The 20,251-nt window shown below is 65.8% G+C and carries 17 protein-coding genes; 9 read left to right on the top strand and 8 right to left on the bottom strand.

The genetic code is table 11. The features are described 5' to 3' along the window. Window positions 1-6: 6 nt before the first annotated feature. Together LDB05_RS18300 and LDB05_RS18305 are read right to left on the bottom strand one after the other, a co-directional pair. The gene (locus LDB05_RS18300; protein ID WP_226005407.1) at window positions 7-1,353 is read right to left on the bottom strand and encodes a DUF7344 domain-containing protein; all 1,347 of its coding nucleotides are present in this window, start codon (window positions 1,351-1,353) and stop codon (window positions 7-9) included. Window positions 1,354-1,420: 67 nt separating this feature from the next. Further along, the gene (locus LDB05_RS18305; protein WP_226005408.1) at window positions 1,421-3,487 is read right to left on the bottom strand and encodes a bacterio-opsin activator domain-containing protein; all 2,067 of its coding nucleotides are present in this window, start codon (window positions 3,485-3,487) and stop codon (window positions 1,421-1,423) included. Between the two features lie 165 nt (window positions 3,488-3,652). Between LDB05_RS18305 and LDB05_RS18310 the strand changes: the two genes are divergently transcribed. After that, on the top strand, window positions 3,653-5,017 hold the full coding sequence (locus LDB05_RS18310; RefSeq protein ID WP_226005409.1) for a D-aminoacyl-tRNA deacylase: 1,365 nt from the start codon (window positions 3,653-3,655) through the stop codon (window positions 5,015-5,017). A 158-nt stretch (window positions 5,018-5,175) separates the two neighbouring features. Then, window positions 5,176-6,348 (top strand): cell division protein FtsZ, encoded by a 1,173-nt coding sequence (ftsZ, locus tag LDB05_RS18315; protein ID WP_226005410.1) that lies wholly within the window; start codon window positions 5,176-5,178, stop codon window positions 6,346-6,348. A gap of 142 nt (window positions 6,349-6,490) precedes the next feature. Here the strand turns inward: ftsZ and LDB05_RS18320 are convergent, their stop codons facing one another. Further along, complete coding sequence (locus LDB05_RS18320) at window positions 6,491-7,123, bottom strand: rubrerythrin family protein (protein ID WP_226005411.1); 633 nt, start codon at window positions 7,121-7,123, stop codon at window positions 6,491-6,493. An 88-nt stretch (window positions 7,124-7,211) separates the two neighbouring features. Here LDB05_RS18320 and LDB05_RS18325 point away from each other — a divergent pair, with 88 nt between their 5' ends. Next, complete coding sequence (locus tag LDB05_RS18325) at window positions 7,212-8,396, top strand: MBL fold metallo-hydrolase (RefSeq protein ID WP_226005412.1); 1,185 nt, start codon at window positions 7,212-7,214, stop codon at window positions 8,394-8,396. 6 nt (window positions 8,397-8,402) lie between these two features. Here LDB05_RS18325 and LDB05_RS18330 read toward each other — a convergent pair whose 3' ends face one another. Then, window positions 8,403-8,735: a 2Fe-2S iron-sulfur cluster-binding protein gene (locus tag LDB05_RS18330; protein WP_226005413.1), complete on the bottom strand. Its 333-nt coding sequence runs from the start codon at window positions 8,733-8,735 to the stop codon at window positions 8,403-8,405. Window positions 8,736-8,927: 192 nt separating this feature from the next. Between LDB05_RS18330 and LDB05_RS18335 the strand changes: the two genes are divergently transcribed. From LDB05_RS18335 to LDB05_RS18345, 3 genes are all read left to right on the top strand, one after another. Continuing rightward, window positions 8,928-10,679 carry an alpha/beta hydrolase family protein gene (locus LDB05_RS18335; RefSeq protein ID WP_226005414.1) on the top strand — a complete coding sequence of 584 codons (1,752 nt, stop codon included), beginning with the start codon at window positions 8,928-8,930 and terminating at the stop codon, window positions 10,677-10,679. 91 nt (window positions 10,680-10,770) lie between these two features. Continuing rightward, window positions 10,771-12,177, top strand: coding sequence for a geranylgeranyl reductase family protein (locus tag LDB05_RS18340; protein ID WP_226005415.1), 1,407 nt, complete (start codon window positions 10,771-10,773; stop codon window positions 12,175-12,177). Window positions 12,178-12,493: 316 nt separating this feature from the next. Beyond that, window positions 12,494-13,303, top strand: coding sequence for a DUF4397 domain-containing protein (locus LDB05_RS18345; RefSeq protein ID WP_226005416.1), 810 nt, complete (start codon window positions 12,494-12,496; stop codon window positions 13,301-13,303). A gap of 12 nt (window positions 13,304-13,315) precedes the next feature. Here the strand turns inward: LDB05_RS18345 and LDB05_RS18350 are convergent, their stop codons facing one another. From LDB05_RS18350 to LDB05_RS18360, 3 genes are all read right to left on the bottom strand, one after another. Beyond that, window positions 13,316-14,761, bottom strand: a complete 1,446-nt coding sequence (locus LDB05_RS18350) for a M48 family metallopeptidase (RefSeq protein WP_226005417.1) — start codon at window positions 14,759-14,761, stop codon at window positions 13,316-13,318. Between the two features lie 180 nt (window positions 14,762-14,941). Beyond that, window positions 14,942-16,222 (bottom strand): amidohydrolase, encoded by a 1,281-nt coding sequence (locus LDB05_RS18355; protein WP_226005418.1) that lies wholly within the window; start codon window positions 16,220-16,222, stop codon window positions 14,942-14,944. Window positions 16,223-16,446: 224 nt separating this feature from the next. Next, window positions 16,447-16,782 (bottom strand): uS10/mL48 family ribosomal protein, encoded by a 336-nt coding sequence (locus tag LDB05_RS18360; RefSeq protein ID WP_226005419.1) that lies wholly within the window; start codon window positions 16,780-16,782, stop codon window positions 16,447-16,449. Between the two features lie 187 nt (window positions 16,783-16,969). Between LDB05_RS18360 and LDB05_RS18365 the strand changes: the two genes are divergently transcribed. From LDB05_RS18365 to LDB05_RS18375, 3 genes are all read left to right on the top strand, one after another. Further along, a complete protein-coding gene (locus LDB05_RS18365) occupies window positions 16,970-17,410 on the top strand; it encodes a bis(5'-nucleosyl)-tetraphosphatase (protein ID WP_226005420.1) in 441 nt (146 codons plus the stop codon). A 284-nt stretch (window positions 17,411-17,694) separates the two neighbouring features. Next, window positions 17,695-18,384: a DUF4013 domain-containing protein gene (locus tag LDB05_RS18370; protein WP_226005421.1), complete on the top strand. Its 690-nt coding sequence runs from the start codon at window positions 17,695-17,697 to the stop codon at window positions 18,382-18,384. 129 nt (window positions 18,385-18,513) lie between these two features. Further along, complete coding sequence (locus LDB05_RS18375) at window positions 18,514-19,569, top strand: DUF5787 family protein (RefSeq protein ID WP_226005422.1); 1,056 nt, start codon at window positions 18,514-18,516, stop codon at window positions 19,567-19,569. A gap of 147 nt (window positions 19,570-19,716) precedes the next feature. On the opposite strand, the gene LDB05_RS18380 is transcribed toward LDB05_RS18375, so the two are convergent. Beyond that, window positions 19,717-20,220, bottom strand: a complete 504-nt coding sequence (locus LDB05_RS18380) for a DUF5797 family protein (RefSeq protein ID WP_226005423.1) — start codon at window positions 20,218-20,220, stop codon at window positions 19,717-19,719. Window positions 20,221-20,251: the final 31 nt, after the last annotated feature.

Consider the following 20,251-nt stretch of genomic DNA (forward strand, 5'->3'; position numbering starts at 1 on the left):
GGTAGTTCACATCGGTAGCGGCGTTTTGCTTTGCCCGTCGCGCTCGTCCCGAACGGCCGCGAGCCGCTCGATGCGCGGACCGAGCTGCTCGCGAACGAGCGAGACCAGCGGGTTCTCCCGTCCGTCGCCGGTGATCGCAACCATGCGGCCCTCCCCGTCGGATCTCGTCCCTTCGGCTGCCACGAGCAGGGCCGTCTCGCGATCGGCGAAGACGACGTGTCCGTGGTGTGCCTCCGTGGTCGAGAAATTGAGCCAGTCGAACTGGGGCTCGCAGACGGTCGCCTTCGGAACCGCCGATCGTATCGTATCGCGAACTCGCGGCGATCGGGAGCCGACGTACACGTCGATACCCCGCTCGGCCGCCGCGTGCCAGCGCTCGAGACACGTTGCGCCGATCCGATCGCCGTCCGGAATCGTCACGAACAGTTCGTCCTCGGCGTGATCGGCGATTTCGTGGCCCCGGGCGAAGACGTTCTCCACGCCGTCGATCGTCCTGCACGTGTTTCCTCGGGCGTCCGTTTCATCGGGCCCGCTCCCCGCGGTCGGTTGGTTCGTTGCCGATCCGTTCGGTGCCACCCTGTTATCGGACGAGACAGCGGCGGGCGTCCGCAGCTCCCGGACGAGAGCGGCCATATCCGCGAGCGGCCCCTCGACTACCCAGTCGCTTTCCCACTGCGGGGCGTCGGGTGCGATCCCTGCCCGTCTCGTCGTCTCGTCGTACGTGAGAAGCCCCGCATCGGACAGTGCGGGGAGGTGGTGGTGAACGAGCGTCGCGGCGACGGACGCACACGCCGCCTCGGTGACGTCGACCAGCCGGGTTTCGTCTCCGCCCTCTCGCGCGACGACTGTGGCGGCGAGATCGGACACGGGAACGGCTCCTCGCCGGGTCGCGAGTACGGTAACGACAGTTCGCGCGCGCGGATTCCGAAGCACCTCGAGCGTCCGGTTCAGGGTCGCCTCGTCGGCGGCAAACGCGTCGCCAGCGGGGTCGTCGAGGAGGGTTCGCACCCACTCGATCTCGAGGATCGGGTGGTCGGCGAGCGCAACTGTCGTGACTGCTCCGTCGTCGTTCCGGATCACGACGCCGCTATCGACGAGCCGGGGGACGTGGGCGTGTACCAGGCCGACGTGGCTCTGTTCGAACTGATCGTTCGTGACGATCGGGCAATCGTGTTCCCAGGTCGCGACCTCGGTGGCGAGCGCGGTGATCGACATCGGCTCCGACTCCGGCGAAGGATCGACGGTGGAGGTGTCCTCGCGCTCGAGGAGTGCGGCGAGCAGATACCGCCGGCACGGGTTCGCGAGACTGTCCAGCGCAGCTGTCGTCATCTCGGCGTTCGGAGGAGAACTCATTACTAGCGAGTGACGATGGGGAGGTGAAAGGAGCATACCAGCATGCTCTGGTATCGCCGAGTGGTCGTCAATCGATCGTCCCGAAATACGCGGAGAGCACCTTCGCCTGTGCGACGCGGAGGTGCTGGTGGAACGTTTGCCGAGCAATCCCGAGTCGATCGGCGACCTCGCCGGCGTCGCTGTTCCGCGTCGGCCACTCGAAGTACCCACCGTGGTACGCCGCCTCGAGCGCCAGTTGCTGTTTCTCGGTCAGCGCGGACTCGACGCTGCGCCGGAAATCGCTCCGCGTTTCGACGGGGCGATCGGCGGTCCGTTTCGAAACGAGCCTGGTGTCGGGGTAGGCGGATGTGATCGCGCCGACGAGTTCGCGAAGGTTCGTATCCGGGCTCACCTGGACGGTCAGCTCGGCGACGCCGTCGCGAACGACCTGTGACTGCAGCCGTGCGCCGTACTCTCCGAGCAGCTCTGTGATCGTCGAGTCGCGAACGACGGCCTCCCAGTAGCTCTCCTCGCCACCGGCGTCGATGAGGCGCAGTTCCGTGATATCGGGGATCTCTCCCACGAGGTCTCGAATCACGTCGGAGTCGATCCCGGAGACGGTGAGATAGAAAATGAACACCTCGTCGGTCAGCGGCAACACGTGATCGATCGAGAGGTCACAGCCGGCTTCCTGGGAGAGCTCGATACAGACGTCCCCGCGGTCCGTGGACTCGAACTCGAGTTCGATGACGGTGTCCCTGTAGAGGAGTCGGCGGACCGCCATCGCGTTGATCGCGTGGCCGATAGTCCCCCCGAACTCTTGGAGTGCCTCTCGCTCCCCGTCGACGAACGCTGATGGCTCGTCGGCGGCGATCACGAGCGCGCCCAACAGCCGATCGGTCGCGACGATCGGAACGACCGCGACGGACCCGTAGCCGCGGTCGCAGGCGTCGGATTGCCACTCGTCGACGGCGCTCTCGCGGAGCGTCCGGTATCGCTGAACGGTTCGCGTTTCGAACGGCGACTCACCGGACGCATCGTCCGGCGAATCGATGAACAACGAGAACACCTCCTCGGACGCCGTCGCGTCGATCCCCGCCTGAGTTGCGGGCTCCCACGGATCGTTGTCAATCGTCGCGACCGGATCCCCGCGCCCGATGATCGCGAACTGATACCCGTCGACGGCCGCAAACTCCTCGACGACCGTCGTCTCGATCTCGTCGCGGGTTTCCGCGGCGACCAACGTTTCGTCGATCGCCCGGATGATCGCGTTGACCCGCTCGAGACGCTCGAGTTCCCGCTCCCGAGCCGTCCGCTCGCGGATGTCGCGGCCGATGCCGGTAAATCCGTGGACGGTGCCGTCGTCGCCGGTAATAGTGGCGCTGTTGAACTCGTACGGGATCCGGGAGCCGTCGCTGGTGAGTATCCGTCCCTCGGCTGTCACGCGCTCGTCCTCCTCGAGGATTCGATCGATCGCCGCAGCAATGTGCTCCCGGTCCGGGGATGCGATGAACCGAAGCGGGTGCATACCAGTGAGTTCGTCCGGGTCGTAACCGAACACGCGCTCGAACCGGTCGTTCCACTCGATTAGGTTCAGATCGGTGTCGAACGCGTAGAGGATGTCCGGCTGCGCTGCGAGGATACTATCGACGAACGCTTTCTCCTCGCGTAACTCCCGTTCGCGCTCGCGTGACTCGGTCCGGTCGTGAACGAACCACGCGTAGCCTCGCAGCTCGTCGTCTTCGATTGGGTTGTCGACCTGAACAGTCCCATCTTCGCGGATCGGTACAATGACGTCGCGGACCCAGAATCGGCGCTCATCGCTCCCGACGCGCCAGCCGTCGTGCTGGCTCCGTCCCTTCGACCGCGCTCGCTCGAGAAACCGATCCGGGACGCCGGCCTCGCGGGCGTCTGCCGGGAAGAACTCTCGGTAATGCGATCCCACGATTTCGTCCCTACTGAACCCCGTGAGACGTCGGATCCCGTCGTTCCACGTGACGACGGTGCCGTCGGAATCGAACAGCGTGGCTGCGTGATCGCTGACCAGCGAGCTCAGTTCGCGGACATCGAACCCGCAGTCGACCGTCTCGTCGTCCGTCGCACCGCGATCCGTCTCGGCCGACGACCCGGCTTTATCGGACGGATCGTCGCTCATCGTGGTCACCTCGGTGTACTGATGTGTGCTACCACTCCACGGCTCAAAAACCAGCGGTCGGCCGTTGCCGCGTCTTTTTCCGCTCGAGATCCGACCGGCAATGATGGATCGCGGCAGCTGGTGGAAACCGGCGACGTTAACGGCCGCAAACTCCGAGCGCGTGGTATGACGACGCTCGCGATCGTCGAGAGTCACGCCGACCGCGCCTCCGAGCACATCTGTGATCACGTCCGTGAGTACGCCGACTGGGAGCGACGGACCGACGACGCTCGGCCCGCGGCCGACGGCGGCGGCAGCTACTATCGGACCGACGGCGCCGAACTCCGCTCGTTCGACGACCTCCACATCGAACTCGAGCGCCCGGCCGATGCGTTCGATTGCGACCCCGATCTGCTCGTCTTCGCCTCGCGACACTCCGGGGACACCGGTGCCCTGCTGACGGGCCACTTCACGGGCAACTTCGGTCCGGCAGAGTTCGGGGGCGAACCCGACGCGCTGGCCGACGCCGCACCGAACGCGTTGGCCCGCCTCCTCGCGGCCTTCGACGAGTACGCACCCGAAGCGTACGAGGTAGGAATGGAAGGGACCCACCACGGCCCCACCGACGTCGGCTGTCCCTCCCTGTTCGCGGAACTCGGGAGCGGCGACGAGCAGTGGGACGATCCCGCCGGTGCGGAAGCGGTCGCTCGCGCCATCCTCGAGCTTCGAGACGTCGATCCACACCGCTCGAGACAGCTCGTCGGCTTCGGCGGCAACCACTACGCTCCGCGATTCGAGCGGATCGTCCGCAACACGTCGTGGGCGGTCGGCCACGTCGCGCCCGACTGGGCGCTCGAGGCGATGGACCACCCGACGGCCCACCGCGACGTCATCGAGCGCGCGTTCGAGGCCAGCGAGGCCGATATCGCACTGCTCGACGGCGAGTGGCCGGTTCTCGAGGAGACCCTCGCGGACGTCGATTGCCGCGTCGTCAGCGAGACCTGGTTACGGGAGGTCGACGACCGCCCGCTCGCGGTCGTCGACGCGGTGGAATCCGAACTGGGGGCCGTCGACGAGGGGATTCGGTTCGGCGACCGCCTCGCGGAGTCGGTTGCCGTCGTCGACCTCCCCGCGGACCTCCTCGGGACGGCACAGGGGATCGACCCCGATCGCGTTCGAGCGATCGTCGAGGACCACACCGTCGCCTTCACCACCGACAACGGCGGGAGTCGGGTCGGATCGCGGGCCGCGATTCCCGACGACGGCGAGAGTGCGACCGAATCCGAGGGGGACGACTCGAGCGGCCCCCGGATGCGGATCGTGGAAGAACTGGCTGGCCTCCTCGAGACGAAGTACGAGACGGTACGAATCGAGGACGACGCCGTCGTCGCCGAAGAGACCGCGTTCGACCCCGCACTCGCACACCAGGTTGGCGTTCCCGAGGGACCGAAGTTCGGCGCGCTCGCCGACGGTGACCCGGTGACCGTCGACGGACAAACGATCAGTCCCGAGAGGGTTCGGACCGAACGGACCCACCGATTTCCGATCTGACCGGACCGGCGGCCGACAGTAATATGTGTCTACTCTTCGTATTCCGCCGGATTCGACGTATACTATTTCCAACACATAATAATATATTACTATGTCAGACAGGCGACTGACGTGTAGGGGAAAGGTAATTATGCTCCATCTTTTAGACATGGCCAAGAATGGACTCTATAATCGACGACGCAATCGACGAGGCCGAAGAGGGGGAGGGCGCGGTCCCCGACGACGGCTCGCCACAGGACGGGGGCTCCCCCGACGGCGATCCGTCGAACGGTCGACAGACCGGGACCATGACCGACGACGAGCTTGAAGACGTCCTTCAGGACCTCCAGACCGACATTACGGTCGTCGGCTGCGGCGGTGCCGGCGGTAACACGATCGACCGCATGCACGAGGAGGGTATCCACGGCGCGAAGCTCGTCGCCGCCAACACCGACGTCCAGCACCTCGTGGAGATCGAGGCCGACACCAAGATCCTCATGGGCGAAGAGAAGACCGGCGGCCGCGGCGCCGGCTCGCTCCCCCAGGTCGGCGAGGAAGCCGCCCTCGAGAGCCAGCAGGACATCTACGACGCCATCGACGGCTCCGACATGGTCTTCGTCACGGCCGGCCTCGGCGGCGGCACCGGAACCGGATCCGCCCCGGTCGTCGCCAAGGCCGCCCGCGAGGCCGGCGCGCTGACGATCTCGATCGTCACGACGCCCTTCACCGCGGAGGGCGAGGTCCGCCGGACCAACGCGGAAGCCGGCCTCGAGCGCCTGCGCGACGTTTCGGATACCGTGATCGTCGTCCCCAACGACCGCCTGCTCGACTCCGTGGGCAAACTGCCCGTTCGACAGGCGTTCAAAGTGAGCGACGAGGTGCTGATGCGCTCGGTGAAAGGGATCACGGAACTCATCACGAAGCCCGGCCTCGTCAACCTGGACTTCGCTGACGTCCGAACCGTCATGGAGCGGGGCGGCGTCGCGATGATTGGCCTCGGTGAAGCCGACTCCGAAGCGAAGGCCGAGGATTCCGTCAAGACGGCACTCCGCTCGCCGCTGCTCGACGTCGACATCTCCGGCGCGAGCTCCGCGCTCGTCAACGTCACCGGCGGCAACGACATGGCCATCGAGGAGGCCGAAGGCGTCGTCGAGGAGATCTACGACCGGATCGACCCCGACGCCCGTATCATCTGGGGGACCTCGATCGACGAGAGCCTCGAGGGCAGCATGCGAACGATGATCGTCGTCACGGGCGTCCAGTCGCCCCAGATCTACGGCCGACCCAACGGCGAGGAGCCCGTCCAGCCCGAAGCGCCCGCGGACGGCGAGGATATCGACTTCGTCGAATAGTCGACTCGCCCCCGCGTCGGCGATTCGAGTCCCGGTTCCCGTTTTCATCCGTTTCCTCTGCTATCGGCGACAGCGTCCCGAGAGCCAACAGGACATCTACGTAGCGTCGGGTTCGGATTGACAAGGTGGGGTCGTCTCCGCCTCAACAGATCGGCTTCGGATCGATGCCGAGATCGTCCAGCGAACCCGCGTACGCCTCGTACGCGATGTCGATCACGTCTTCGGCGACTGCCCGCGCACGATCCCAGTCGTCGTTCTCCGCACAGACTTCCTCGAGCACCTCGACCGCACGATCGACCTGGGCGGCGGTTTCGCTCCGGAGCTCTCGGAAGACGTCAGCGCGGCGTTCGTCGCCCTCGTTGACGAAGAAGTTTATCAGTTGCAGGTGCGTTCGGTCGCTGACCAGCGCTCGCCCGACGATCCCGCCGAGGCGTTCCGCTGTTGACTCGAGCGATCGAAGCTCCGCGTGCATCGCATCGGGCTCCTCGGAGTCGATCTCCTCGTCCTCGAACATGGCCGTGATCCGGTCGTAGTGTTCGCGTTCCCGGTCGCGATACTCGCCGAAGAGCTCGCGAGCGCCGTCGTGGTCCTCGTCGTCGGCCCACCTCTCCAGCGTCTCCGTCGCGGCCAGTTCGCTCGCCGCGGCGGTCCGAAGGACCGTCTCCTCCGACAGATCCGCGTCAGTGAGCGCGACGAGGAGCTTCGACGACCCGAGGCGCTCGAGTTCGGTGGCCATCGATTCCTCGATCGACTGCTGGAAGTCGGCGGCGTCCATACCGGCACGACAACGCGATCCGTGTTGAACGTTGGTGACGGGATCACCCGGCAGCGACTTTACCCGACTCGAGCGCGAATCGATCGGTATGACCGACCGGACCGACGCCGACGAGCCGACCGACGAGGCCCCCTCGATCGGCCCCGAGGAACTGGCCGAGCGACTGCGCTCGGGCGACGAGCTGACCGTACTCGACGTTCGTAACCGCGACGAGTTCGACCGCTGGCACCTCACCGGTGACGGGGTCGACGCCGTACAGGTCCCACACGCGAAGTTCATCCAGGCGCAGGCTACCGGTCGCGTTACCGACCTCGTGGCCGACCTCGAGGAACCGATCCTCGCGGTCTGCGGCCGCGGGGAAGCGAGCGCACACGCCGTCGGTCTCCTCCGGGAGGCGGGGATCGACGCATCCAACCTCGCCGGCGGGATGGACGCGTGGGCCGAGCTGTACACCGCCCGGGAACTCGCGGTCGACGCGCCCGCGACCGTCGTCCAGTACGACCGGCCGTCCAGCGGGTGTCTCGCCTACGCGGTCTACAGCGGCGGCGAGGCGGCGGTGATCGATCCCCTTCGAGCGTTCGCCGACCGGTACGCCGAAGATGCAGACGACCGGGGCGCAGCCCTGACGTACGCCATCGACACGCACGTCCACGCCGATCACGTCAGCGGCGTCCGGACACTCGCGGAGCGAACCGGTTCGGAAGCGGTCGTCCCGGCCGGCGCGACGGATCGCGGGCTCGCGTTCGACACCGCGACGCTCGAGGACGGCGACGAACTCCGCGTCGGCGACGCGACGCTGACAGCGCTGGCGACGCCGGGCCACACGACCGAATCGGTCTCGCTTCGGCTCGAGGGCGACGACGCCGATACCCTATTTACCGGCGATACGCTGTTTCTCGAGGGCGTCGGCCGGCCGGATCTGGAACGCGGCGACGAGGGCGCAGCCGACGCTGCGCGGCGATTGTACGGGAGCATTCAGAACCGCATCCTCGCACAGCCAAAGGAGACAACTATCGCGCCGGGACACTACAGCGACGCCGCGGAACCGCGGGCGGATGGAACGTACGCGACGACGCTCGCGAACCTCCGCGACCGACTCGCAGCGCTCTCGATGGACGAGGCCGCGTTCGTCGAGCACGCGACGAGCGACCTCCCGCCGCGACCGGAAAACCACGAGCGCATCGTGGCGGCGAACCTCGGCCTCGAGGACGTCGATCAGGAGACGGCGTTCGAACTCGAGCTCGGGCCGAACAACTGCGCGGTCGCCGACTGACTGCGGTCAGTCGTCCGCGACCGCGCCGTCGGTTTCGCCTCCGGTCAGGTCGCCTTCGATGCTCGGCGGGTACTTCCCGCGGTCGAGTTTCAGGTCCGACTGGGGTCGCGCCATGCAGGTCAGCGCGTAGTTTTCGGCCTCTTCGTCCGTCAGTCCGCGAGCGGCGGGCTGGGTGACCTCACCCGCGACGATCTCGGCCGAACACGCCAGGCACATCCCGACTCGGCAGGAGTACTCCTGGGCGATGCCCTCCTCGAGACACCGGCTCAGGATCGTCTCTTTGTCGGTACAGGTGATCGTCTCACCCGTCCCGACGAACTCGATGGTGTACTCTGTCATACGGGCAGATACGGACGACCTCACTAAAACTCTTTATTCCTACCTGTCGTGACTGTTCCGACGGAAACCGGCGTACTGGCCGCGATGAGTCGTTACTTTCCGCTTCGATTATCGTGACCGATTGTGCCACAGACTATTGTTATTAATCATCGGAGTTTTTATTTTTCGCCAATACTGACGATTATCGTAGCGATGTCACTGCGACGCAAACAGGTGGGGCTGTTCGCGCTCTCGTTGCTGCTCGTCTTCAGCGGGAGCGCGCTCGCCCACTGGGGGCAGACGGCGGGGGGAGAGATCGACGTTCGACAGGTCGAAATAGAAACCGACGACGGGGGAACCATCGACGGCTATCTCTACGTTCCGGAGGGGGTCAGCGCCGACGACCCCGCACCCGGCGTCCTCGCGATTCACGGCTACATCAACTCCAAGGAAACCCAGTCGAGTTTCGCGATCGAGTACGCCCGCCGGGGCCACGTCGTCCTCGCAATCGACCAACCCGGCCACGGCTACTCCGATCCACCGGCGTTTGCAAACGGCTGGGGCGGCCCGCCGGCGCTCGAGTACCTCGCGAACCACGAACTCGTCGACGAGGACAACGTCGGACTCGAGGGGCACTCGATGGGCGGCTGGTCGGCAGTCTCGGCCGCTGCTGAACACCCGAACAGCTACGAATCGATCGTTCTCGTGGGCTCGTCGACGGGGTCGGCCGGTGCGCCCGAGGGCAACGAGACGTTCCCGCGCAACCTCGGGGTCGTCTTCGCCGACTACGACGAATTCCACTGGCTGATGTGGGAGTCCCCGACTGCGACGGCAACGCCGGAAAGCGAGAAACTGCGGTCGGTCGTCGGCACCGACGAGGACATCGAAGAGGGAACCGTCTACGGAAGCGCCAGCGAGGGGACCGCGAGAGCGCTGTACACGCCGACGACGACACATCCCGGCGCGACCCACTCGACAGCTGCGGTCTCCGATGCCGTCGGCTGGACGCAGATGACCCTCGATGGCGGCGACGAGGGACCGGACGATCACATCTGGTACTGGAAGAAGATCGGCACGGCACTCGCGCTGTTCGGCGGGTTCCTCTTCCTGTTGCCCGCCGGCTCCGTCCTGAGCCGTCCGGAACCGCTCGCCGACGCGACGCGGTCGGTGCCCGACGCAGTCACCGAGCACGATCGGGGCTGGTACGTCTCGGCCCTGCTTGCGGCCCTGATTCCGGTCGTCCTCTATTACCCGACGATGCTCCTTGGCAGCCAGCGGATGCCGGTGACGGGGGTCACACCACAGGGCGAGACGAACGGCATCGTCCTCTGGGCGCTCGCGAACGTCCTCGTCATCGTGGGCCTCGTCGGGCTGTGGCACCGCAACACCGGCCGATCGCCGCTCGACGAACGGTACGGGCTCGACGTCGGCGACGGCGCCGCGACGATCGCGAAGTCACTCGCGGTCGCGGTCGCCACCGTCGGCGGCCTCTACCTCCTGCTGTGGGTCGTCGACACGCTGTTCATGACCGACTTCCGCGTCTGGGTCCTCGGACTGAAACTCATGTCCGCCGTCCACGCCCGGATCTTCGTAACCTACCTGCCGGCCTTCCTCGCCTTCTTCCTCGCGCTCGAGGTCCTGTTGCACGGTCGGCTTCGAACGCCGGAGACGACCGAGTCCCTCCCACGGGCGATGGCGACGAACGCGGTCGTCCTGACCGGCGGGTTCGCACTCTTGCTCGTCGTTCAGTACGGCGTCCTGTTCGCCACCGGCGCGCTCGCGATCCCGATCACGGCGTTGCAGACGATCATCGCGCTGCAGTTCCTCGGCCTGCTGCCGGTCATCGCGGTGGTCTCGACGTACTTCTTCCACCGCACCGGACGGATCTGGACGGGTGCGTTCGTCAACGCCCTCCTGATTACGTGGCTGATCGTCGCCTCGCAGGCGACTCACTACCCGTTCTAGCCGAAGCCCCGTTCTGACGCGCGGTTTCGGCTTCGTCCGGGCAACGAACGACCATAAAACGTTTTCTTACCGCGGTGTCCACAGTGTTGGTATGAGTACGCAGGAGCAGTCGGCTACCACCGCGGCCGCGACGACGCAGTCGCCGGACGCAGTCGTCGTCGGCGCCGGAACGTCAGGGTGCTACGCCGCAGCGACCATCGCCCGAGAGGGGTACGACGTCGTCGTCCTCGAGCGGAAAGACGAGGACGAGGCGGGCCACATCGCCTGTGGTGACGCGCTGAAAGGTGCCGACGCCTTCCCCGAGGCGATTCCGAAGTCCAAACTCGAGCCGGCCTTTACCAACACCGGCGTCGATCACGGTCGATTCGAGATTCCACAAGAAGATACCGTCCTCGAGATTCCGGTCCCGGGCGAGCTCGCCGTCATCGACCGCTGGGAGTACGGCCGCCGAATCATCGACGGCGCCGAGGACGTCGGCGTCGAGTTCCACTACGATACGGTCGTCAAAAACGTCGTCCAGGCCGACGATGGCCGCGTCACGGGCGTCGAGGCCATCCGGAAGGGCGACGCGCTGACCTACGAGGCCGACATCGTCATCGACGCCGCGGGCTCGCTCTCCGTCCTGCAGGACAACGTCGACTTCTCGGCGTCGACCTTCGACACGAACGTCGACTACAGCCACTTCTGTTCGGCCTACCGCGAGATCGTCCACGTCGAGGAGCCGGTCGAATGGGACGACGCGCTCGTCTTCAAACCCACCGAGCGAGCCGCGGGCTACCTCTGGTACTTCCCGCGGACCGACACCGAGATCAACGCCGGGCTGGGCTTCCAGATGACCGAAGAGCCGATGCAGCTCGTCGACGACCTCAAGCGCGACCTCGAGAACCGCCCCGAGTTCGAGGGCGCGGAGGTCGAGGACAAACTCGGCGCTGCGCTGCCGACCCGGCGACCCTACGACTCCGCCGTCCATCCGGGCTACATGGCCATCGGCGACGCCGCGGGCCACGTCAACCCCACGACCGGCGGCGGCATCGCCGGCGCCGCCTACGGCGGCAAGTACGCCGCCGAGCGCGCCATCGAGGCCCTCGAGACCGGCGACTACGGCGAGGCGACCCTCTGGGAGTACAACGAGAAGGTGATGGACCACTTCGGCGCGCGTTACGCCGCGCTGGACGTCTACAACATCCTCTCGACGGCCGTCGACGTCGACGACCTGATGGGCTTGCTCGCCGCGATGCCCGGCGACAAGCTCGCCGAGGCGCTGTACTCCGGCAGTACGGACATCGGACTCAAGCTCAAACTCGAGGCGCTGGTCAAGAGCCGCGGCCACTGGGGCACCATCTGGAATCTCTACAAGACCAAGCGCCGGGCTGACGAATTGCTCGCCCACTACGAAAACTACCCGACGAGTCCCGAGGGCCTCGCGGGCTGGCAGGACCGCCGCGACGAACTGATGGAGAAGGTCTACGAGACGACCGGGGCGGATCCCAAGTACTAGAACCGACCTTTTTTCCGCTCGGGTTCACTGCGTTCACCTCTCGCGCAGAAAATCTCGACCAAAAAAGGCCGCTCGCTCACTCCGTTCGCTCGCGGTCGGTGATCTGATAAGGGCCTGCCCTCCCCCGAGTCGCGGACTCCTCGCGATGCTCGGAGCCCGCTCCCGGCCGGTTAGCGTTCGGTCAATCCCCTCGAGAAACCGATTACCAGACGATTACAGAATCGATCTAGTCTAATCTAACATACCAATTCTCGTGATTACACCCCTACGTCGTTAGGGAATTTCGATTTTCCTGTCCGTCAAATAACGGGATATGATGGCACAAGACCACACACGACGACGCGCACTCGCAGTGATCGGGACCGCGGGCGGTATCGCACTCGCCGGCTGTACGGGTGGCGGTAACGGCGGCGACGGCAACGAGACGAACAACCAGTCGGGCGACGGAATGGGTGATGGAGAGATGGACGACGGTGGGATGGACGACGACGAAACCGAGGACGAGACGGACGAGTCGATGGCGAACGTCCGCGTCGCTCACCTCTCCCCGGACGCGCCGAACGTCGACGTCTACGTCGGCGGCGATCCCGTCCTCGAGGACGTGCCCTACCGCGCGGTCAGCGACTACCTCGAGCTCGCGCCCGACACGTACGAGGTGATGATCACGGCGGCGGGCGACGCCGATACCGTCGTCTACGACGACGAACTCGAGATCGCGGCGGGCGAGTTCACCATCGCCGCGCTAGGCGAACTGGCCGACGAGAACCAGCCCTTCGCGCCGTCGGTCTTCGAGGACGACGTCAGCGATCCCGGCGACAACGCGCGAGTGCGGCTGGTCCACGCGTCGCCGGACGCCCCAGCGGTCGACGTGACGGTCGGCGACGGCGAGACGGTGCTGTTCGAGGGCGCCGAGTTCGGCGACGCGGCGACGACCGAGGTCCCGGGCGGCGAGTACACCCTCGAGGTCCGGCCCGCAACTGAGAACAACGACGGCGACGTCGTCGGCACGTTCGACGTCGCACCCGAGGGCGGAAGCGTCTACACGGCCTTTGCCGTCGGCTACCTCGAGCCCTCTTCGGCTCCGGCCGACGAGGCTTTCGACCTCGAGGTCGTGACGGACGCCTGATCGGGCGGTCGATCACGATCGCTCGACGGCAGCCCCGAGCCGCTCGATTCGTTTTTCCGTATCGGGATGCGTCCCGAACAGCTTCCGAGCGACGATCCGCCGAGTCCGATCGAAGAAGCGGTGCTCCTCCCACGGCGGCGGGACGATCGAAAACGCCGCCGCGGAGCGGTGGTCGCGCAGATCGGTCGCGGGCCGCCGCTCGAGGTCGCGATCGAGCGTCTCGAGGGCGCTCGCGAGGGCGGCGGGGTCGCCCGTGATCGCGACGGCACCGTCGTCGGCGACGTACTCCCGATAGCTCGAGACGAGCGCGACGCACCAGCGACTCACCGCGTACGCGACGGCCGCGGGAACGGCGAGAACCGGGTTCGCGACGTGACGATCGACCGTTGCACTCGCGCTGGCCGCGGGGACGGCGAGGAACGTCATCACGGCCGCGTCCCGGTTCGCGATGTGTGCGACTTCATGTGCCAGCACCGCCTCGAGTTCCGGATCGTCGAGCGTCTCGATCAGCCCGCGGGAGACGACGATCGTCGACGTCGCGGGCCGATAGCCGGCGGTGACGGCCCGCGGGGTGGCGCTCGAGGCGAGCCGAATCGCGGGCGAGGGAACGTCGGCTTGTGCCGCGAGGCGACCGACCGTCGCTCGCAGCGTCGTCAGTTCTCGCTCGTCCGTCGCGGCCCGCGACTCCACGCGCTCGGTTTGCTCGAGGTGGCGGAGTACTGCGGGCTCACCGGTGAACTCGGATCGAACTGTGCTCCCGACGTGTAACCCGACGATGCAGACGCTGCCGACCGCCGCTAGACCTGGCAGATGGTACTCGATCGGAAGGACTGTCGCGGCCGTGTAGAGCGATCCGAGGACGATAATCGCTGCGAGTGCGACGCCGAGATAGCCGTACACCGGCCTGGCCGTCAGATTTCCGACCGACTCGAGCACCCGGCGCATTTCGGTCGTGATCCCGACGGAATCGTCGCTTGCCGCGGTGTCTATGGCATCATCGGTATCGACGCCCCAATCTTCTGACCGGTCCGCTTCGTCCCGGTTCGACCAGTCGAGCGCCGCGTAGAGGAGCCAGCCGACGACTGCGGTGGCGACGAGAATCCCGCAGACGAGTATCGCCGCTTTGACCGGGAACTCGAGGACGGAAACGAGAAGGTAGCCAGTTGCGACGAGCGACGATACGAGTACCAGCAGATAGGTTACCGCGACGACTTCCTCGGTCGTCTCCGAGGGGTTCGGTTCCGTTCGCATCACGCGAACGGCAGACCACGCCGTGAACACCAGCCCACTATAGATTGCCGCGGTGGGGATCAGGGCGAGCGGGGAACTCTCGAGTGCGATCGCGAAAAGGCCGTACGGAGCGATCGCCGCCATCCCGGAGGCGAGGCCGATCAACACGACTTCGACCGCGACGAGGAGCCCCATCGCGAGCGCGAGGAGTACCACCGAGAGTGCCATGCGACTCCAGAGTGCGGCCCGAATGCGGGTTATTCTCACGGCCGGACCACCTCGAGACGTGACCCTTGTCTCCGCCAGCACACGTCGAGTCGACGATCCACTCCCGACAATCGACCGGACATCGTGACACTGGTTTCGGTTCGATTAGTAACACAGTTTGGATTCCCGGAACCCGCCCGGTCAATCCGCGGTCCGTCCCAGTCGCTCGATCGAACCCGCCAGCACGTCGATCCCGTGACCGATGCTCGCCTCGTCGACGTCGAACGTCGCGGTGTGGTGGCCGCCCGGGTGGTCGGTGCCGACACCGACGTAGCAGGCCGTCCCACCGTGTTCCTGTACTTCCTTCATCAGGAACGTCGCGTCCTCGCTACCGCCGAGTTCGTCGCGCTCGAGGACGCGTTCGACGCCCGCGGTGTCGCCCGCCACGTCGGCCACGATCGAGACGAGTTCCCCGTCGCTGGTCGCACTGGGTGCCTCGGCTCCGGTTTCGATCGATACCTCGCAGTCGTGCATCTCGGCGGCGCTCCGGAGGACCTGACGGGTCCGTCGCTTCATGTACTCCATCAGCTCGGTCGTCTCGCCTCGAACCTCAGCCACGATTCTGGCTTCGTCGGGGATCACGTTCGCCGCGCTGCCGCCCTCGACGACGCCCGCATTGACTCGCGTCGCACCGTCGTTGTGGCGGGGGATTCCGTAGAGGTTCTGGACGGCCGTCGCCATCGCCTGAACTGCATTTCGCCCCTGTTCGGGGTGTCCGCCCGCGTGGGCCGATTCGCCCGTGAACTCCGCCTCGAGGTGCGACACCGCCAGAAAGCCGTCGATCCCCGCAACGATCTCGCCGGTCGGGTGGTCGAGACCGATGTGGACCGCGAGCAGGGCGTCGACGTCCCGGATGTGTTCGCTCTCGGCCATCGACTTCCCGCCGCCGACGACCTCCTCGGCGGGCTGGAAGAACACCTTCAGCGTGCCCGAGAAGTCGCTCTCGGCGATTCGCTCGAGCACGCCGATCCCGATCGTCGCGTGGGCGTCGTGGCCGCAGGCGTGCATCGCACCGTCGTGTTCGGACCGAAAGCCCTCGGCGACGGGCTGGTGGGAGGCATCGTCGGATTCCTTTCGTGGCAGGGCGTCGATGTCGACTCGGAGGCCGACCGTGGGTCCCTCGCCGCGCTCGAGGACGGCGACCGCGCCCGTGTAGCCGCCCTCGAGTCGCTCGAGCACGTCCTCGTCGACGCCCGCGTTCCGTGCTCGTTCGTACCAGTGAGTGAGGTCCGTGTCGTCGGGAACTGCCATTCGGTGGTCGCCCGCGATGGCGTCCGGACCGACGTGGAGGGCTGCGAGGTCGTCGCCGAGTCGGGACTCGAGTTCGTCGACGATCCGTGCGGTCGTGTAGAATTCGCGCCAGGCCGGTTCCGGTTTTCGATGGAGATCTCGGCGCAACGAAACGAGGTCGTCTGCAGTCATATTTTGTCCTCAGCGGGAACGGTAAAAAGCCCTGCTGCTGATTTCAGGTGAAACGGACCGCCGACCCGGGTCGTCGGTGTCGTCGTGTGGCTATTCCTCGCCGGCGATCGCGTCGACGAACTCGTCGATACTACTGTCGATCGTGGTCACGGGCTTGCCCTCGGAGACGACGAAGAGAGATCGCGACAGAGATCCGCAATCGGAACTGCGTCCTTGAGCCGGCCTCAGTTCCCGCGACCCGCGCCGTGGATCTGTTCGACTTCGGCCTCGATGTGGACCGAGTCGGGGAAACTCTGCGAGGCGATGTTGCGCGCGAGGCTGTCGTGGCCGTGAATCTCGAGTTCGCGGGTGAAGACGGTGTACTCCCACGAGGAGAACTGTCGGTCGTCGTCGGCGTGGAGTCGACAGCGCTGGGGGACGGAGAGCTTCTCCGGCGGGTGAGAGTGGGGCCCTTTCAGCGCTGCCCCCTTTCGTTCGGCGTTGGCTTTGATGTCCTCGACGATACCATCGAGCGCGGCGCGATCGCCGCTCTGGAGCGTGAGACGGGTGACGAAGGTCATGGCTGGTGGTGTCGAATACGTCCACGGTGTGCGCGTAAAAGCCTGCTGAGATACGCCGATACCTCTCACTGTCAGTAAACGACTGCAGCCGATTGGCCGACGACAGCGCGAAAACCGGAGTCGGAATCAGTGTACGTTGGACGAACAGTCCGATATTCTCTTAACGTCGCATCTATTAGTCCACTTAATGGCAGTCGAAGCTACGAGCGCAGGCGCGATCCTCTTCCGCGATACGCGGGGCCGGCGCGAGTATCTTCTACTCAAGAGCCGCCCAGGCGATTGGGAGTTTCCCAAGGGCGGTGTCGAAGGAGATGAAGAGCTACAACAGACGGCGATCCGCGAAGTAACGGAAGAGGCAGGTATCGAACAGTTCAGACTACTCGACGGCTTCCGCAAGGACTACGACTACGTCTTCGAGGCGAACGGCAAGACGATCCACAAGACCGTTCACCTCTTCATCGCGAAGTCGTTCGAGGCCAGCGCGGAACTGTCCAACGAGCATCGCGACCTCCAGTGGCGCGATTACGAGCAGGCGATCAACACCGTCACGCAGGACGGCCCCCGAGAGATCCTCGAGGACGCCCACGAGTTCTTAGACGAACGCGAGGAGGAAGAAGACGAGGAATAGTCCCCTCACATACCTCCCGAAGCGATCAGCGGCGGCGCGTTCTCTCTGACGACCGTCGCTAGCTGCTGTTCATCGGTTGTTCCTCCAGTGACGACTCTCGTGGCAGGTCCCGTCCGTGAACCGACTTCGGATCAGGACTCGTGACCGTTCCTCACACTGCTGTAAAATACGCAGTTGGTAGCCGTAATCAGAACAGTATCGAACGTTATATTAACAAAAATATGATTTGTCAGACACAAGAACTTATATCCTCGACTGAGTTCTCGGCGTGTGGTGGAACTAATATGTTAGAAGACGGACTGTCGTATCCGGTTCGAGGCGACTGGGTCGGACGAATACTCATCGGTGGCGTGCTCGGATTCCTCTCCGTTCTGCTGTTCCCCGTATTCCTCCTGATGGGATACTGGGTACGAGTGCTCGAGAAGACGGTTGCGGGAGACGACGAACCACCGGAGTTCGACGAGTGGGGAGACCTCTTCGTGAAGGGAGTGATCGGGACGGTGATCGGACTGGCGTACGCGATCGTTCCGACGATCGTCTATTCCGTCGTCGTGTTCGGGTTGATCGGCGTCGGTATCGGAATCGGCGGGGACGGTGGCGGTCTCCTCGCTGGTCTCGGGTTCGTGACGATATTCGCGAGCATTCCCCTCGTGCTGCTGATCTACTATATCGTTCCCGCGGCACTGACTAACTACGCCCGCGAGGGCACGATCGGCGCGGCGTTCGACATCGGCGCGATCAAGCCCGTCCTGCTGAGCGTCGACTATCTGCTGGCGACGCTCTTCCCGATGGGAGTTGCCCTCGCCCTCACGATCGTCAATTCGATTCTGGCGGCCACCGTTATCGGCGTGGTACTCGTGCCGTTCGTCGGGTTCTACGCGAACGTCGCGATCTTCCGCATGTTCGGCAACGCGTTCGCCAAAGTCAGTGCGACCGCTACGTCGCAGTCGGCCACGGCGTCCGCGTCCGTCTGAACCCGACTGAAACAGCCGAACTCATTTTTTGCTGTTACCGATACCCGATCCCGATACGCTCAGTGGCGACCGTCGGAAACGGACGCCCACACCGTCACACACATATCGTCCGTGTCCCTACGGAGGACAGTGACGCGGGACCTCGAGACCGAATTCGAGTTCGAGCTCCGGACTTGCCGGTGGGCCGAACTCGAGTGGCCCCCGGCCGGCGATCCCACGAGCGACGACACCGCGATCGTCGTCGCCCGCCAGCTCGGCACGAAGCGCCGCCGCTGGGACACCATCGTCCTCGAGTGCGACCCCGAAGCCCTCCGCCGACGCGCGAACTTCGGCCTCGAACGGCTCGACGGCGACCTCCTTCACGTCGTCCGCAACGCCCCCGCAGAGTGGAGCTACTACCGCGACGCCCTGCCGCATCCGGGCTACCCATGGCGGTACGTCCGCGAGGCGATCCACCGCGCCGACGACCGGGGAATCCTCGAGACCCGAAAGAACGGCAATCGCATCGAAATCCGTCGGAAATGGCCCTATCCCGACTGGCTCGAGCGGATCGTCGCGATCGAGAACAAACCGGACCTCGACGCCAGCGCGGCCCGCGCGCTCGCCTCGCAACTCGAGTACGACGTCGCGATGGGCTTGGCCGACGAGGTCTGGGTCGCGACCCGGAAAACCGGCGACCGCGTCGCACCCGCCCTCTTCGAGGACCTGCCGGTAGAGGCGGGGATCCTCGCGCTCGAGCCCGCGGCCCTGACCGCCGACGTCGCGTGGCACCCCCGCACGCTCGCGGTCGACGAGCCGGGGACGCGGATCCTCGAGCGGCCCGACGGCGGAGCCAGGGACAGTTCCGCCGCGCAATTCGAATACGTCGATCCCGACTGGAAAGCCGACAGGCGACTCGCGATCGCCGAGCGCGCCTACGAACGCGGCTGGCGCTCGTTCGTCGAGACGATGCGCCCCGACTGTCGGGGCTTCGAGTTGCGCGCCCGCGACGCGAGTCAGGCGGTGCCCTACTGCGCCGCGAAGGGACGCTGCCAGACGGCGGCCGAGTGTGCCGGCTCCTGTGGCGAGTTCGAACCCGAGCCGCCGGCCTGGCGCACCCGCGGCTGGCCGATCGAGGGTGGTCCCGGAAAACGGGTGCAGCGGATTCTCGAGGAGCGCCGGCGGCGACGGCGACCGGGGGTATAGCGCGTCAGTAGCTCGCGACAAGCATCCGCGAGCGAAGCGAGCGGTTCACCGACGGCGGGGCCGAAGGCCGAGCCGTCGGCCGTTTTCATCGGCGTTTTCCGCGAGTGGTTCGCCGCAGGTGAACCCGGCGCGGAAAAACTTCGGTAGTCAGTCGGAGACGGCGACCTCGAGGTCGTCGCGCTCGACGGTCAGTCGGAACGTCGGGACGGTGCGGTACTCGACCTCGACGACGCCCTTGCGGCGCAGGCTCTGGAGGCCCGAGCGGACGTCCTCGGCCTCGGGATCGGCGTCGTACTCGTCTCGGAGCTTGTGCAGCACCGAGACGACGCTCTCGGATTTGTCGTCGGGACCGGCCAGCACCGCGACGATCTGCGCCTGTAATTCGGGGACCCGAATCTTCGAGGGCGCGCCGTCGTCGTCGGGATCGCTGACGAGCCCCGGCTCGACGTCGACCAGGTCGGCCGCCTCCGCGGTCGCCCGGATCAGGCTGTTGTCGTCCCGGAAGTAGTAGTCGCCGAGTTCGTTCTCGAGGTACTGGTGGACCTCGCTGCCGCTGTCCATCTCCCATCGGTCCTGGAGCTCGGAATTCTTCGTCGGCTGTAGCTCCACCACGTCCGCCAACCGGTCCTGGGCCTCCTCCGAGAGCGTCATCGTCGAACCGTATGCGGATCCGGTACTTTTG

It is taken from the genome of Natrinema salinisoli (genome assembly GCF_020405205.1).
In the GTDB taxonomy this organism is placed as follows: Archaea; Halobacteriota; Halobacteria; order Halobacteriales; family Natrialbaceae; genus Natrinema; species Natrinema salinisoli.

What these genes read in the sequence shown, in the direction of transcription:
- LDB05_RS18310 (WP_226005409.1), top strand. Translation starts at nt 3,653, where the DNA reads ATGACGACGCTCGCGATCGTCGAGAGTCACGCCGACCGCGCCTCCGAG.
- LDB05_RS18365 (WP_226005420.1), top strand. Translation starts at nt 16,970, where the DNA reads ATGGCAGTCGAAGCTACGAGCGCAGGCGCGATCCTCTTCCGCGATACG.
- LDB05_RS18305 (WP_226005408.1), bottom strand. Translation starts at nt 3,487, where the DNA reads ATGAGCGACGATCCGTCCGATAAAGCCGGGTCGTCGGCCGAGACGGAT.
- LDB05_RS18360 (WP_226005419.1), bottom strand. Translation starts at nt 16,782, where the DNA reads ATGACCTTCGTCACCCGTCTCACGCTCCAGAGCGGCGATCGCGCCGCG.
- LDB05_RS18320 (WP_226005411.1), bottom strand. Translation starts at nt 7,123, where the DNA reads ATGGACGCCGCCGACTTCCAGCAGTCGATCGAGGAATCGATGGCCACC.
- ftsZ (WP_226005410.1), top strand. Translation starts at nt 5,176, where the DNA reads ATGGACTCTATAATCGACGACGCAATCGACGAGGCCGAAGAGGGGGAG.
- LDB05_RS18370 (WP_226005421.1), top strand. Translation starts at nt 17,695, where the DNA reads ATGTTAGAAGACGGACTGTCGTATCCGGTTCGAGGCGACTGGGTCGGA.
- LDB05_RS18330 (WP_226005413.1), bottom strand. Translation starts at nt 8,735, where the DNA reads ATGACAGAGTACACCATCGAGTTCGTCGGGACGGGTGAGACGATCACC.
- LDB05_RS18345 (WP_226005416.1), top strand. Translation starts at nt 12,494, where the DNA reads ATGGCACAAGACCACACACGACGACGCGCACTCGCAGTGATCGGGACC.
- LDB05_RS18350 (WP_226005417.1), bottom strand. Translation starts at nt 14,761, where the DNA reads ATGGCACTCTCGGTGGTACTCCTCGCGCTCGCGATGGGGCTCCTCGTC.
- LDB05_RS18340 (WP_226005415.1), top strand. Translation starts at nt 10,771, where the DNA reads ATGAGTACGCAGGAGCAGTCGGCTACCACCGCGGCCGCGACGACGCAG.
- LDB05_RS18380 (WP_226005423.1), bottom strand. Translation starts at nt 20,220, where the DNA reads ATGACGCTCTCGGAGGAGGCCCAGGACCGGTTGGCGGACGTGGTGGAG.
- LDB05_RS18355 (WP_226005418.1), bottom strand. Translation starts at nt 16,222, where the DNA reads ATGACTGCAGACGACCTCGTTTCGTTGCGCCGAGATCTCCATCGAAAA.
- LDB05_RS18325 (WP_226005412.1), top strand. Translation starts at nt 7,212, where the DNA reads ATGACCGACCGGACCGACGCCGACGAGCCGACCGACGAGGCCCCCTCG.
- LDB05_RS18335 (WP_226005414.1), top strand. Translation starts at nt 8,928, where the DNA reads ATGTCACTGCGACGCAAACAGGTGGGGCTGTTCGCGCTCTCGTTGCTG.
- LDB05_RS18300 (WP_226005407.1), bottom strand. Translation starts at nt 1,353, where the DNA reads ATGAGTTCTCCTCCGAACGCCGAGATGACGACAGCTGCGCTGGACAGT.